12 protein-coding genes are annotated in these 13,735 nt (G+C 55.4%); 2 read left to right on the top strand and 10 right to left on the bottom strand.

Annotated features, from left to right (window positions below; translation table 11 throughout):
• Positions 1–326: 326 nt before the first annotated feature.
• Positions 327–2,009 carry a S41 family peptidase gene (locus tag MTX78_RS00760; RefSeq protein WP_243799011.1) on the top strand — a complete coding sequence of 561 codons (1,683 nt, stop codon included), beginning with the start codon at positions 327–329 and terminating at the stop codon, positions 2,007–2,009.
• A 174-nt stretch (positions 2,010–2,183) separates the two neighbouring features.
• Here MTX78_RS00760 and MTX78_RS00755 read toward each other — a convergent pair whose 3' ends face one another.
• A complete protein-coding gene (locus tag MTX78_RS00755; protein WP_243799009.1) occupies positions 2,184–3,125 on the bottom strand; it encodes a sugar phosphate isomerase/epimerase family protein in 942 nt (313 codons plus the stop codon).
• A 309-nt stretch (positions 3,126–3,434) separates the two neighbouring features.
• On the opposite strand from MTX78_RS00755, the gene MTX78_RS00750 reads away from it, so the two are divergent.
• Entirely contained in the window at positions 3,435–4,319 is an 885-nt protein-coding gene (locus MTX78_RS00750; RefSeq protein WP_243799007.1) for a sugar phosphate isomerase/epimerase family protein, read from the top strand.
• A 72-nt stretch (positions 4,320–4,391) separates the two neighbouring features.
• On the opposite strand, the gene MTX78_RS00745 is transcribed toward MTX78_RS00750, so the two are convergent.
• The 9 genes from MTX78_RS00745 to MTX78_RS00705 all read right to left on the bottom strand — a co-directional run bounded on the left by MTX78_RS00745 (position 4,392) and on the right by MTX78_RS00705 (position 13,711).
• Positions 4,392–5,177, bottom strand: coding sequence for a 3-keto-disaccharide hydrolase (locus tag MTX78_RS00745; protein WP_243799006.1), 786 nt, complete (start codon positions 5,175–5,177; stop codon positions 4,392–4,394).
• A 92-nt stretch (positions 5,178–5,269) separates the two neighbouring features.
• The gene (locus tag MTX78_RS00740; protein WP_243799004.1) at positions 5,270–6,145 is read right to left on the bottom strand and encodes a sugar phosphate isomerase/epimerase family protein; all 876 of its coding nucleotides are present in this window, start codon (positions 6,143–6,145) and stop codon (positions 5,270–5,272) included.
• A gap of 43 nt (positions 6,146–6,188) precedes the next feature.
• Positions 6,189–7,076, bottom strand: coding sequence for a hydroxypyruvate isomerase family protein (locus MTX78_RS00735; protein ID WP_243799002.1), 888 nt, complete (start codon positions 7,074–7,076; stop codon positions 6,189–6,191).
• Between the two features lie 81 nt (positions 7,077–7,157).
• Positions 7,158–7,631: a c-type cytochrome gene (locus MTX78_RS00730; protein ID WP_243799000.1), complete on the bottom strand. Its 474-nt coding sequence runs from the start codon at positions 7,629–7,631 to the stop codon at positions 7,158–7,160.
• Between the two features lie 12 nt (positions 7,632–7,643).
• Positions 7,644–8,696, bottom strand: coding sequence for a sugar phosphate isomerase/epimerase family protein (locus MTX78_RS00725; protein WP_243798998.1), 1,053 nt, complete (start codon positions 8,694–8,696; stop codon positions 7,644–7,646).
• Positions 8,697–8,703: 7 nt separating this feature from the next.
• The gene (locus tag MTX78_RS00720) at positions 8,704–9,855 is read right to left on the bottom strand and encodes a Gfo/Idh/MocA family protein (RefSeq protein ID WP_243798996.1); all 1,152 of its coding nucleotides are present in this window, start codon (positions 9,853–9,855) and stop codon (positions 8,704–8,706) included.
• A gap of 24 nt (positions 9,856–9,879) precedes the next feature.
• Positions 9,880–11,133, bottom strand: a complete 1,254-nt coding sequence (locus MTX78_RS00715; RefSeq protein ID WP_243798994.1) for a nucleoside permease — start codon at positions 11,131–11,133, stop codon at positions 9,880–9,882.
• Positions 11,134–11,416: 283 nt separating this feature from the next.
• Positions 11,417–12,022 (bottom strand): gluconate 2-dehydrogenase subunit 3 family protein, encoded by a 606-nt coding sequence (locus tag MTX78_RS00710; protein WP_243798992.1) that lies wholly within the window; start codon positions 12,020–12,022, stop codon positions 11,417–11,419.
• Positions 12,023–12,034: 12 nt separating this feature from the next.
• On the bottom strand, positions 12,035–13,711 hold the full coding sequence (locus MTX78_RS00705) for a GMC oxidoreductase (RefSeq protein ID WP_243798991.1): 1,677 nt from the start codon (positions 13,709–13,711) through the stop codon (positions 12,035–12,037).
• Positions 13,712–13,735 lie beyond the last annotated feature (24 nt).

Here is a 13,735-nt window from a genome sequence, read left to right as displayed (position 1 = left end):
CGACCGAATATCATCATTTTACTGCCACTGCTATAACTATCTGCATTCCCTACTACCACGTGAGGAAGCCACTAACGGAACATATCCATAAAATCATAAAATAAAGCTACGCCATTGCAGCCCTTATCGTGTGTTGGCGATGTGAGCAAACAGCATTTTCGACGAATATCTTGATGAAAATAAAGAACAAATTGCATTGTTATTTGAAAATTCATATACACCTAGAAACAGCCTCAATTTCTTAGAAAAGTTTTAATATTTTTGAATGCTCAGCAGTTCTTACAGCATCATTCACAGTCTGATCTTCTCCCTCTCTCCAGTGTCATATGGCAACAGAGTCTACGCCCCAGGTGAAGTCTGCCCCAAACAACCTGCCTCGCAACTCGTGGCGGCAGGTACGGCAGCCGCTGTTGCTAGCTCTGACCTTGGCTTGTGGGGTGTTGGTGGGGGCTAACCCTTTCCGACCCTCCAACCAAAACCCTGACGGCACAGCCCGCGGCTACCTCAAGTTCAAGGAAATTTTGAGCTATGTAGACCGCGACTATGTGGATTCAGTGGATGCAGAAGCATTATCGGACTATGCGATTGGCCGGATGTTGGAACAACTCGACCCGCACTCCGTCTTCATTCCCGCCAAGCAACAGCAGCAAGCATCTTCTTTTCTGCAGAGCGATTTTGATGGAGTCGGTGTGGAGTTCAACATCTTTCACGATACCGTAACGGTAGTGGCCCCGCTGAGCGGTGGCCCGGCCGAGCTGTCAGGTTTGCAGCCCGGCGACCGTATTCTGGCCGTGAACGGTGAGCGGGTATCGGGAATGCACATCACCACGGAGGTGATGTTTGGCAAGCTGCGTGGACCACGCGGCTCGAAGGTTGTTCTGCAACTGCTACGCCGCCATCAGGCTAAGCCGTTGAATGTAGCTGTGCTGCGCAACCGCATTCCCAACAACTCAATTGATGTAGCATATCTGCTTGACAAGCAGACGGGCTACATCAAAGTGAGTCGCTTTGCTAATGGCACTTTCGATGAGTTCAAGCAAGCCCTCGGCGACCTTCGCCGGCAGGGAATGACCAGCTTGGTGCTGGATTTGCGCGGCAACCCTGGCGGTTACCTCGACCGCGCCACCAAGCTAACCGACGAGTTTATTGGTGGCACCCGCAAGATTGTGTACACGGACGGCAAAGGCGACCAGTACGATACACAAACCTTTTCGCGGGTAGCTGGTGAGTTCGAGCAAGGCCCGTTGGTGGTGCTCGTGGATGAAGGCAGTGCCTCCGCCGCCGAGGTGGTAGCTGGCGCATTGCAAGACCATGATCGCGCCTTGGTAGTTGGTCGCCGCACATACGGCAAAGGCTTGGTGCAGCAGCCTATAGCTTTGAACGATGGCTCTGAGTTGCGCCTGACTATTGCGCGTTACTACACTCCTTCCGGCCGCAGTATCCAGAAGTCATACCGGAAGGGCTTGGCTGCTTACGAGCAGGACCTTCAGAACCGCCTGCGCCACGGAGAACTATTCCACGCTGACAGTATTCATTTTGCTGATTCGTTGCGCTTCCACACCGACCACGGGCGCACAGTGTACGGCGGCGGCGGTATTATGCCCGACTTGTTTGTACCTCGTGATACTTCCGCTTTCTCGGCATACTATACGCGCCTGCAGAGCCACAATCTGGTGCGAGAATACGCCCTGAACTACTTTCAAGAGCACAAGGTGGAACTGGAAGCGCTAAAGCCCGAGCAGTTTCTGACCACTTTCCGCATCAGCGACGCACAGCTGCAGGGTTTAGCTGAACTGGCGGCCCGTGACGGAATGCCAGCCAACCCCACTCATTTGCGCCGTTGCGCCAACTTGTTGCGCAACCAGCTCAAGGCGCACATTGCACGCAGCGCCTACGGCAAGCCGACTTACTACGCAGTATTACACGAGCAGGACATTGAAGTGAAGCAGGCTCTACAGGCCGTAAGCAACGGCTCTGCTAATCCGATGCAAAAGCTTTCTATGAATTAAGCGCTATCTATACTTATCTGAGGCTATACTGCAAAACGACCGGAGCGAGGAACTCCGGTCGTTTTGATTTTATACTAGTTGGTCGTGACTAGCGAGAAAGCGCAAGCCCGTAGGTGAAGCAGCGCGAGTTTCACGCACTTGCATTAAGCTGAGAAGCCTGCTACCACAACCAGCTTAGCCGAGGCTCTTTGCTATTTTTTCTAGCAGCTGCTTGGTCTTGGTGATGCCTTCGGCTTCGGGTGTTTTCTCGCCTTCGTATTCTATGCCCACGTAGCCTTTGAAGCCCGAATCTTTGATGATCTTGAACATCTTGTAGTAGTCGGTTTCCACGCAATTGCCTTTGGCGTCGAAGTCGAAGGTCTTGGCACTGATACCTTTCGAGACGGGCATCCACTCTTTCACTGCCTGGTACTTGTCGTACTCTTCAATGCAGTTGCCCCGGTACAGCTCGCCGGTGTCGCGCCGGATGCAGAAGTTGCCGAAGTCGGGCAGGATACCCACGTTGGGCTTGTTGACTTGCTGAATCGTTTTTAGAAGCCACTGCCCGTTGGAGCTGTAGCTACCGTGGTTTTCCACTATCACGTTCAAGCCGGCTTGTTGAGCATATTCGCTCAGTTTGCCTAGCCCGTCGGTGGCGGCTTGCTGCACGTCGGTGGCCGATCCTTTGCCGAAGGCATTCACCCGCACGGTCTGGCAGCCGAGGTACTTGGCGGCATCCACCCATTTGTAGTGGTTTTCCACGGCCGTTGTTCGCTCCTGTTGGTTGGTTGACCCTAAATCGCCTTCCCCATCTATCATAATCAAGTGGTTCTTCACACCGTTGTCGAGGCAGCGTTGGCGCAGCTCACTCAGATACTGCTGGTCTTTTGCTTTGTCCTTGAAAAACTGGTTGACGTACTCGACCACACTAATACCAAACTGCTTTTTGGCAATGACTGGAAAGTCGAGGTTACTGATTTTGTTGGCAAACAATGACTTGTGCAACGACCATTCTGCCAAGGATATCTCGAAGAAAGGCGCTTTTGCGCGCTCAGCGGCCAGTAGGCCAGGAGCTACGGTTAGGGCAGCCGCCAAGGTGGTGGCGTCTTGCAGGAAACGACGGCGGGAAGTGGGCATAGTTGGGAAGAGGGTGAAAGAGATTCGAGAACGAAAAAATGCAGCGGCTTACCACGCTAAGGCATTGGCAATAACCAACTATTTACAGACAACTATTGGCGGCATTTAGCAACGGTGGCTGGTGGCAGCGCAAAGGGCGACAGCAAAGGCCAGGCGCTATTTCTCTCCACCCTGAAAGCTTGGCATGTTTCTCGCCTTAGGCAACGGCAAATCAGTTGGTTGGGCTGCTATATGGCAGAGAATCCTATCTTGCTGTGCACTTCCACCTGGCTCCCACGGCCAACATCCTTTTTATAACCCACCAAGCTCATGACCACTCGTAGATCCTTCCTCACCTCCGCGGCACTTCTCTCCGCCGGCCTATTGGTTTCGCCTTCCTTGCTGGCTTACAACAAGCGCTATGTAGGCCTCCAACTGTACACTGTGCGCGAGGCCATGGAGAAAGACCCAGCGGGCACCTTGGCCCGGCTTGCTAAAATCGGGTACAACTCGGTGGAGGGTGCTACCTACACCGGTTCGCAGAAATTTTACGGCATGACGCCCAAGGAGTTTGCGGCCTTGCTCAAGCAGAACGGCTTGATTATGCCCAGCAGCCACTACCGCTTGGGCGAAGAGCAGATGAACGGCGCCCCCGTACAAGGCACCATGCTGCACGGCTGGGATAAGGCGGTGGACGATGCGGCAGCGGCCGGCGTTAAATACATGGTGTGCGCTTACCTCTCGGAGTCTGAGCGGGGCAACATGGACCATTACAAATACGTGGCCGACCAACTCAACAAGGCCGGCGAGCGGTGCCAGAAGGCAGGCTTGCAACTCTGCTACCACAACCACGACTTCGAGTTCAATGCCCAAGACGGCCAACTACCCTATAACCTCCTGCTGAGCGGCACCGACAAGAAACTAGTGCAGATGGAGCTAGACCTGTATTGGGTGGCTAAAGCTGGCCAAGACCCATTGGCCTTGTTTCAGCAGCACCCCGGCCGCTTCCCGCTTTGGCACGTCAAAGACATGGACAAAACACCCCAGAAGGCATTTACGGAGGTTGGCAACGGCAGCATCGACTTCAAGAAGATCTTCGCGCAAGCCGATAAAGCGGGTTTGCAATACTTCTTTGTGGAGCAAGACGCTACGCCCGGTTCGCCCTTCGACAGCGTAACGAAGAGCATTGCCTACATCAAGAAGAACCTGGCGTAGACGCTTGGTTGAACTGAAACGGCCCATCAGACACGGCTTGCCGCTGCCTGATGGGCCGTTTTGCGTGGGGTTCTACTGGCTAACGGTAGGAAGCTCCCGAATCCAGATGTTGCGGAAGCTAAGCGGTTCGCTCTTGTCGCCGTGTGCTTGCAGCTTAATAGGAGCCGGACCGTGTTTCTGGTAGGCAGGCTTGCCGATATACACGGTGGGTCCTAGCAGAGCTACGTTGTTTTGCACCAACACGCCGTTGAACAACACCGTTACCCGGGCTGGGGTGGCCATGGCCCCGGCAGCGCTGAATGTGGGCGCAGTCCAAATTACATCGTACGTCTGCCACTCGCCGGGCTTGCGCGTGGGGTTGGCCAGCGGAATAATCTGCTTGTACACGCTGCCCGCCATGCCATTGACGTAGGTTTTGTTGTTGTACGAATCCAGAATCTGCAGCTCATACCCTAAGTCTCCTTTGCCCAACGACGCCAGAAACAACCCACTGTTGCCGCGGCCCTGCGCGGTACCACTGATGTTGGCGGGCACTTGCCACTCTAAGTGCAGTTGATAGTTGGTAAAGGAGCGCTTGGTTTCAATGTTGCCTACGTCCTTTTTCACGGTGAACATCCCGTTGGCTACCGTCCACTTGGCGGGCGTGTTCCGGTCGTCGGTCATCACCCATTGGTCGAGGTTTTTGCCGTCGAACAGAACCAAAGCGTCTGCGGGGGCGTCGTTGCTGGTTTTGCCTGGAACTACCACTTTCGGTACGGGCTCCCACACTTCGGTGTCTTCGGGCTTGGCGGTTTGTTGGGCGCTAGCGACACCTAAGCTACCAATCAGTAAGGCAGAGAGAGCCAAGCAACGTTTCATAGGAATGGAAATGGAGGTGGGAGTTGCGGGAATCGGGAATGGAAGTGTAGTGCCACGTCCTGGCCAGTAGGCACTATTCGGCAGCGGCTGTTCTATACCAGCAGGCTCTTTTTGATGTAAGCGGCGCTTTGCGTGATGCTTTGGAAGGCATCCTTGGCGAAGTTCTCCTGCTCCATATAGATGTGCTTGAGCCCGGAAGTGGAAGCGCTTTGGAATATCTTTTTGAAGTCAATGGAGCCCGCACCCACTTCCGTGTTCAGCTCCGGCTTTGCCTTGTCCATGTCCTTGACGTGCCACATGGTGAAGCGCTTTGGATGAGCGGCCATCAGCTTCAGCGGATCGAGGCCGGCCCGCACCACCCAGTACAAATCCAGCTCGAAATCAACCAGTGCGGGGTCGGTTTCTTTGAGCAGAACATCATACAACGACGTGCCACTTACCGTTTTGAACTCGAAGTCGTGATTGTGGTATGCCACCCGCAGGCCCGCCGCTTTGCAGAGTTCCCCAGCCTTGTTCACCTTGTCGGCAACGGCCTTGAAATCGGTGGGAGTGGCGCGGAGCTGGTCGTTCAGGTGGGGCACTACCACATAAGTTTGGCCACAGATTTTGGCGGCCTCGATGTATGTTTTCAGCGCTTCCGGGTTGCCGTCTTGCACAAACCCGTTCATCTCGTAGTGGCCACTGGAAGAAGTCAGGCCGTTGGCTTTCAGAGCAGCACTGAATTCTTGCGCACTCAAGCCCCAGAAGCCTTTCTCCTTGCTATAGCCGTAGGTTTCCACCTCTTGGTAGCCGGCCTTAGCTATTTTAGCCAGTACGCCTTTCACGTCCTTGCCAATGTACTCTCGCAATGTGTACAGCTGCAGACCAATTTTCATGGGTGCTGGAGCCGCAAACAGGCCGCGCGGGTCAATCAATGAAAGCGCCGACACCAGGCCCGCTTGTTTGAGAAACGCTCTTCTTTGCATCATGAGGAGAGAAGTAGAAGCGGTTGCCCGCTGCCGAAGGTGAAAACTAAACGTCGCAGATTTGGATGGCCTTGCGCAAGGAGGCCAGCTTGTCGGCTTGCTTGGGCATAAACTCCTGCGCTACGTACCCTTTGAACCCTGTTGCCTTGATGGCCCGCATAATAGCCGGATAGTACAGCTCCTGCGTATCGTCGATTTCGTTGCGGCCGGGCACACCTGCTGTGTGGTAGTGGGCAATGTAGGCGTGATGGTCGGTGATGTTGCGGATAACGTCGCCTTCGTCTATCTGCATGTGGTAGATGTCGTAGAGCAGCTTGAACTGCTCGGACCCCAGCTTTTTGGCAAGTGCCACTCCCCAAGCCGTCCGGTCGCACTGGTAGTCTTGGTGGTTGACTTTGCTGTTGAGCAGCTCCATCACCAGCACTACTTTGTGCTTGGCGGCTAGGTCCATCAAGGGGGCCAAACCTTTCACGCAGTTGGCAATTCCGGTTTCGTCGTCTTTGCCCCGGCGGTTGCCGCTAAAGCAAATCAGGTTTTTGTACCCGGCCTTGGCTACCAGCGGTATCATCTCCGAGTAGTTCTTGAACAGTGTAGCGTGGTACTGCGGGTCGTTGAAGCCGTCGGTCAGGTTTATCTCGGCCCCATTGCACATAGACGAATCCAAACCGTGCTTTTTCAACGTCGGCCACTCTTTAGGGCCCACCAAATCGATGCCCTTGATGCCCATACTCTTGGCTGCCGCGCACAGCTCGTCGAGCGGCACGTCATTGAAGCACCACCGACAGACCGAATGGTTGATGTTGTTTTTCAATTTAGCCGGTTGTGCTTGCTCTGTTGCGGGCATAAAAGCGCTTAGTGTACCGGTAGTACCTGCTGCCGCCGTTCCGGCCAAGATATTTTTGATCACCGTTCGGCGGTTGGGAAGCGGGGCCATGGCGAGGTTGCTTACGTTATTTTCATGAAGGAAACGACTCCCGGCGCTGAAGCCGAACAGTGCTTTTATACCAAGTACATACTACTTAATACTAAGAATATACTTGCTCATCTCCTTGGCGTCGGCCAATGACAGGCCTGGGTGCGGCGTCATAGGGATTTCGCCCCAGTTGCCTTTACCGCCTTGGATGATCTTGTTGGCCAGCATTGTGATGTTGGCGTCGTTGGAAGGGTACTTCTCGGCCACAGCGGTGTAGGCAGGTCCTACTAGCTTTTCGCGCTCCTTATGGCAGCTTGTGCAGTCAGAAGACGTTATCAGCTTGGCTCCGGTAGCTATAATGCCGCCTGTCTTCTCGTTGCCGATTTTGGTAACGCTCGTATCAATCTGGGGCTGGTGGGCTACAGCCGCCATGTTAGCCGCCGAAACACTGTCGCTATTGAGTTCGGCAGCCGACGCCTCGCGCATGGTGGGTGCGTCGTCGGCCTTTTTTTTAGGTTCAGATCCGCAGGCGGCGAGCAGTGCGCCTAAGCCGAAAAGCAGAAGGTTCTTTTTCATAAAGGGGTGGTTTTAGAGCCCTAGTAGTTTTTTGTTGAAGTCAGAGTCGGTGGCAGTAGCGGCAAAGTCATCGAAGGCCTTGTCCGTAACCCGAATGATGTGGTCCTGAATGAATGTGGCACCTTCGCGGGCTCCATCCTCGGGGTGCTTGAGGGCGCACTCCCATTCCAGCACTGCCCAGCCCGGAAAGTCGTACTGCGCCATTTTGCTGAAGATGGCCTTGAAATCAACCTGCCCGTCGCCGAGGGAGCGAAAGCGCCCGGCGCGGTCGAGCCAGCTTTGGTAGCCGCCGTACACCCCCTGCCGGCCACTGGGGTTGAACTCGGCATCCTTGACGTGGAACATCCGAATTCGCTCGTGGTACAGGTCGATGTACTCCAGGTAGTCCAGGCACTGCAACATGAAGTGCGAGGGGTCATAGAGCAGGCAGGCCCGTGGATGGTGGTTCACTTTGTCGAGAAACATCTCGTAGCTGATGCCATCGTGCAGGTCCTCGCCGGCGTGTACCTCGTAGCACAAGTCTATGCCGCATTCGTCGAACGTGTTGAGTATCGGCGTCCAGCGGCGGGCCAGTTCCGTGAAGCCTGTATCAACCAGGCCGGCTGGGCGCTGGGGCCAGGGGTACACCATGGGCCACAGCAGGGCACCGCTGAATGTAGCATGTGCCTTCAGCCCTAGGTTCTGCGAAGCTTTGGCAGCGTAGTGCAGCTGCTGCACTGCCCACTCCTGCCGGGCCGTGGGGTTGTTGCGGTACGCCTCGGGTGCAAAGCCATCAAACAGCTGGTCGTACACCGGATTCACGGCCACCAACTGCCCTTGCAAATGCGTAGACAGCTCGGTGATTTGCAGCCCAGCAGCCTGCGCTATGCCGTTTATTTCGTCGGCGTAGGTTTTGCTTTCCGCCGCCTTCTGCAAATCGATGTAACGGGTATCGTTGGTGGGCACTTGAACGCCTTTGTAGCCTAAACCCGCGGCCCAAGCACAAATAGATTCCAGGTTGTGGAACGGCGCTTGGTCGCTGGCAAATTGAGCCAGAAAAATGGCAGGTCCTTGAATAGTAGTCATAGGCTGATTAGACCGTGAAAGCAGTCCACTTTTTATCGGATTTGCCGGAGGCAATTACATTTTCAATGAAGGCCATGCCTCGTACGCCTTCCTCTATGCTGGGGTAGTCTAGCGCTTCGGCGGAGGCTGTTTCGCCGGCTAGCTCGGCTTGCACAGTTAGGGCGAAGTTGCGGTACAAGTTGGCAAAGGCCTCTAGGTAGCCTTCGGGGTGGCCAGCCGGAGTGCGGGCATTGTGCTGCGCGAATGAGCCAACGTAGCCGGTGCCAGTGCGCCGGATTTCCGCGGGTCTGTCCAACCATTTCATCAACAAGGTGTTGGCATCGACTTGCTGCCATTCCAAGCCGCCCTGCTCGCCGTACACCCGAATCCGAACGTTGTTTTCCTCGCCGGCCGCAATCTGCGACGCCGTCAGCACGGCGCTGGCGCCGTTGGAGAGTTTGAGCAGCACAGCCCCATCATCATCGAGTTGGCGGCCTTCCACCACAATGTTGATATCGGCGCACAGCTGCGTGACCTGCAAGCCCGACACGTACTCCAGCAAGTTGAAGGCGTGGGTGCCAATGTCGCCCATGGCGCCGGCAATACCGCTACGGGCGGGGTCGGTGCGCCAGGCAGCTTGCTTATTGTCGCTGCCTTCCTCAAAGGCGCTGAGCCAGCCCTGCGGATACTCCACGTACACCTTGCGGATCTTGCCAAGGGCGCCGGCAGCCACCAGTTGGCGCGCTTCCTTCACCATGGGGTAGCCGGAATAGGTGTGCGTCAAACACAGCTTCTTGCCACTGGCAGCTACCACTTCGGCTAGCTGCTTGGCCTCGGCCAGCGAAAACGTCATGGGTTTGTCTAGCACCACATGGAAGCCGCTTTCCAAGGCTAGCCGAGCGGGCTCGAAGTGCATGTGGTTGGGCGTCACGATGGAAATAACCTGAATCCGCTCGGTTTCGGGCCGCTGGCTTTCCTGCGCTATCATCTCCTGGTAGGAGGCATACACTCGGTCGGGAGCCAGGCCCAGCAGTACGCCGGTAGCCCGCGACTTTTCGGCGTCGCTGCTAAAAGCGCCAGCCTTCAATTCATATAAGCCGTCGAGGGCGGCGGCCAGGCGGTGCACGGCCCCAATGAAGGCTCCTTGGCCTCCCCCGATCATGCCCAGTCGTAATTTCATAGGGTAGTTGTGAGGTTCTTATTCTTACACTTCCAGGTGAGCATTCGCCTCGGCGTAGTTGATTTCTTCAGTTGCCACGGCAGGAGCATTCCGGTCCTTGAAAAGCAGCAGGAACGCCACCAGTACCCCGGCCGCAATACCGGCCGGAATCAGCCAGATGGTTTGCCAGTCGTGCAGGTTATCGGCGGTTTTGTGGGCGTCCACAATCTGGCCCGAAAGCAACGAGCCCAGCAACATTCCCACGCCGTAAGTAGCCAGCGTAATAAAGCCCTGCGCCGCGCTTTTCGACTGCTCGCCGGCTAGGTTGTCGGTGTAAATCTGGCCGGTTACGAAGAAGAAATCGTAGCAGATACCGTGCAGCACAATGCCCGCAATCAGCATCCAGTACGACGCCTCGCCGTTGCCGTACGCAAAGAACAGGTAGCGAATCACCCAGGCCAGCATGCCAATAGCTAGCATTTTCTTGACGCCCAGCCGAACAAAGAAAACTGGAATCAGCAGCATAAACAGCACTTCCGATACCTGCCCCAAGCTTTGCACACCCGCTGCCGATTTCATGCCCGACTCGTTGAGGAAGGGGTTGGTGAAGCCGTAGTAGAAGGAAAGCGGTACACAAATGGCGATGGAAGCCAAGAAGAAAATCAGGTACGAACGGTTTTTAAGCAGTCGAACGGCTTCCAGGCCCAGCATGTCGCCGATGCTGCTTTTGCCTTCTTTCTTGATGGGTGGCGTGGCGGGCAAGGTGAAACTAAACAGCCCGAGTATTGCCGACGCGCCAGCTGCCATCCGGAACGTGAGCACCAAGTTGCCATTTTGCTCCCAGTTCAGCCAGCCAATAGTGAGGCCGGCAATAATCCAGCCCAGCGTACCCAACACCCGAATCATAGCAAACTCCTTCTGCGGATTCTGCATCTGCCGGAAGGAAATGGAGTTCACCAAAGCCAACGTGGGCATATACAGAATCATGTAGGTGAGGATGCTCGGGTAGAAGCTGCTGAAATCAGCGGCCATCGAAGCCCGCCATAGCAACGCCGCACCCGCCAGATGCAGCACACCCAGAATCTTCTGGGCGGAGAAAAACCGGTCGGCAATCAAACCAATGATGAACGGCGCCACGATGGCACCGATGGACTGCGTGAGCACCGCCACGCCCACCTGCGTACCGGTGGTGTGCAGGTTTTGCAGCAGGTAGGTCCCTAACGTAACAAACCAAGCGCCCCAGATGAAAAACTCTAGGAACATCATCAAGGATAACTTAAAGCGAATGACAGGGCTCATACGGGGTGGGTTGGGGGCTTTAAATTTCAAGCGAAATCGATAAGCCAGTGGCCTATCGATTCACCGAAGCATATCTGTTGCGGATGCAGCGCTTCTAGCGTGTAGAAGGCTAGCTCCCCTCCTCATGTGAGGAGGGGCTAGATATAGTTGACAATCATTGCTTGTTGCGAATCTGCTGCTCAGCGCCGCCGAAGCAGTAGCACTTCCTTGCATTTGCCACGCTAGCGGCCTGCCCCATGCGCACGCAGCATCATGGGTCTTCCGCTGGCAGCACCAGCGCCTTTTAGGTTGTGGCCCAGGCTCTATCGCCTTTTTTGTAGGGCACATTGCCGTCGTAGCGGCCGGGTACGGGCAAGTAGCGCAATGCCTTGGTGGCACCAACTTCCGAGGTGAAGTAACCGAGCAACGTCAGTTCCTTCATCATGCGGAAATAGCGGCTTGGGTCGTCCTTGCGCTCGTTGGCAGTAAAAGCTTTTTGCTCTTTGTCGCGCTCAGTTAGGAAGGCGGTACGCTGGGTGGCATCAAGGGCCATAAAGCCTTTGCCGTACTGCTTCTGGCAGTCTTTGTCGAGCTGCGTGAGGCCAGCCATAAACGCCTTCTGATCTTCGGGCGGATAGCAGTCCCGAACCATAACGGCCATGAAGCTGCCTACTTGAGCGGCTTTGGCCCCGGGCGTCTTGGTGGCGGGCAAAATAGTATCGCCCACTTCATCGAGCAGTTGAATCTGGCTCTGGTTGAGCAGGTCTTTGGGTTTCGTGGCGGCAACCGGCTTATCGGTTTTTGCTTCTTTTTTGGCGGGGGAAGAACAGCCAGTCAGGAATACGTCAGCACCAATAACGGTGCTGCCCATGATGATGGCAACTCTGGCGAGGGCGTCTCTACGATTCATAGCGGTGGGGGCTTAAACGTTCTGTTTTTTGAGCTCGCCCACTGCATGATCCACGGCCCGGGCGGTGAGAGCCATATAGGTCAGGGAAGGGTTCTGGCAGGCAGCCGACGTCATGGCGGCGCCGTCGGTGACGTACACGTTCGGTGCGTCCCACACTTGGTTGAACTCATTGAGCACCGACGTTTTGGGGTCGCGGCCCATGCGAGCGGTACCCATTTCATGGATGCCGCCACCCAGGGTGTAGCCCCCGTTGTAGGTTTTCACGTTCTTCAGACCAGCCTTCTCCAGCATTTCCTGCGCATCATTCATCATATCGATGCGCATTTTCTGCTCGTTTTCACGGATATGGGCATCAATGGCAAGAACGGGCAGACCCCACTTGTCTTTCTTGGTTTTGTCGAGCGTTACTTGGTTGTCGTGGTAGGGCAGGGTTTCGCCGAAACCTGTTAGGCCCATGTTCCATTGGCCAGGCTCGCTTAGGGCGTCCTTGAACTCGCCACCAATATTCATTTCGGGGATTTCGCGCGCCCAGCCTTCACGGCCGGCGCTGCCCTGGTAGCCAAAGCCGCGAATGTAGTCGCGCTTGTCGCCGAACAGGTTGCGGAAACGTGGCACGTAAATACCGTTGGCGCGGCGGCCGTACACGTATTTGTCGTCGTAGCCTTCCACGGTGCCCCGGGCACCCGCCCGGAAGTGGTGGTCCATCAGATTGTGGCCCAATTCACCGCTGCTGCTGCCTAGCCCGCCGGGCCAAACATCAGTAGCCGAATTCATTAACACCCAAGCCGAATTTAGGGCCGAGGCGTTTAGGAAGATCACCTTTGCGAAGTATTCGTAGGTCTGGTTGGTTTCGGCGTCTAATATCTCTACGCCCTTAGCCCGCTTGGTATCCTTGTCGTAGAGGATTTTGGTAACGATAGAAAACGGACGCAGTGTAAGGTTGCCGGTAGCTACTGCTGCGGGCAACGCGGCTGATTGGGTGCTGTAATAGGCTCCAAACTGGCAGCCTAACCAACATTTGTTGCGGTACTGGCAGCTTACCCGGTTGTTGTGGTTTTGCGTGATGTTGGCCGTGCGGCCAATCACCATGCGCCGGTGCTCGTAGTTTTTCTTGATGCGGGCGGCCACATCCTTCTCCACGATGTTCATTTCCATGGGCGGCATAAACTCGCCGTCGGGGAGTTGGGGCAGCCCTTCCTTGGACCCGCTAATGCCCACAAATTTCTCGACCTTGCTGTACCACGGCGCCAGATCCTTGTAGCGAATCGGCCAATCGACGGCAATACCATCTTTGGCATTGGCTTCGAAATCGTAGTCGCTCAGCCGGTAGGACTGCCGGCCCCACATCAGGGAGCGGCCACCTACATGGTAGCCCCGAAACCAGTCGAAGGGCTTCACTTCTACATAGGGGCTTTCCTTTTCGTTAACCCAGTAATCGAGGTTGCTTTCGTTGAGCGTGTAGTCGCGCTTCAGCACCGGGTAATCCTCGATCATCTGCTGGGTTTTGCCTCCTCGATGCGGAAACTCCCATGGGTCTTTGTTGGCGTTCACATAGTCCTTGATATGTTCTATGTTGCGGCCACGCTCCAGCATAATGGTCTTTAGACCTTTCTCTGTCAGTTCTTTAGCTGCCATACCGCCGGAAATACCGGACCCGATGACAATAGCATCATACGTGTTTTTTTCCATGATCTGGAAGGAAAATATGTGGGA

This window comes from Hymenobacter tibetensis (genome assembly GCF_022827545.1).
GTDB classification, from domain to species: Bacteria; Bacteroidota; Bacteroidia; order Cytophagales; family Hymenobacteraceae; genus Hymenobacter; species Hymenobacter tibetensis.
The sequence above is the reverse complement of the archived record's forward strand: the minus strand, read 5'-3'. Positions and strand labels throughout refer to the sequence as shown.

Coding starts and splice junctions, on each gene's coding strand:
- MTX78_RS00760 (WP_243799011.1), top strand. CDS start 327: ATGGCAACAGAGTCTACGCCCCAGGTGAAGTCTGCCCCAAACAACCTG.
- MTX78_RS00755 (WP_243799009.1), bottom strand. CDS start 3,125: ATGCCCACTTCCCGCCGTCGTTTCCTGCAAGACGCCACCACCTTGGCG.
- MTX78_RS00750 (WP_243799007.1), top strand. CDS start 3,435: ATGACCACTCGTAGATCCTTCCTCACCTCCGCGGCACTTCTCTCCGCC.
- MTX78_RS00745 (WP_243799006.1), bottom strand. CDS start 5,177: ATGAAACGTTGCTTGGCTCTCTCTGCCTTACTGATTGGTAGCTTAGGT.
- MTX78_RS00740 (WP_243799004.1), bottom strand. CDS start 6,145: ATGATGCAAAGAAGAGCGTTTCTCAAACAAGCGGGCCTGGTGTCGGCG.
- MTX78_RS00735 (WP_243799002.1), bottom strand. CDS start 7,076: ATGGCCCCGCTTCCCAACCGCCGAACGGTGATCAAAAATATCTTGGCC.
- MTX78_RS00730 (WP_243799000.1), bottom strand. CDS start 7,631: ATGAAAAAGAACCTTCTGCTTTTCGGCTTAGGCGCACTGCTCGCCGCC.
- MTX78_RS00725 (WP_243798998.1), bottom strand. CDS start 8,696: ATGACTACTATTCAAGGACCTGCCATTTTTCTGGCTCAATTTGCCAGC.
- MTX78_RS00720 (WP_243798996.1), bottom strand. CDS start 9,855: ATGAAATTACGACTGGGCATGATCGGGGGAGGCCAAGGAGCCTTCATT.
- MTX78_RS00715 (WP_243798994.1), bottom strand. CDS start 11,133: ATGAGCCCTGTCATTCGCTTTAAGTTATCCTTGATGATGTTCCTAGAG.
- MTX78_RS00710 (WP_243798992.1), bottom strand. CDS start 12,022: ATGAATCGTAGAGACGCCCTCGCCAGAGTTGCCATCATCATGGGCAGC.
- MTX78_RS00705 (WP_243798991.1), bottom strand. CDS start 13,711: ATGGAAAAAAACACGTATGATGCTATTGTCATCGGGTCCGGTATTTCC.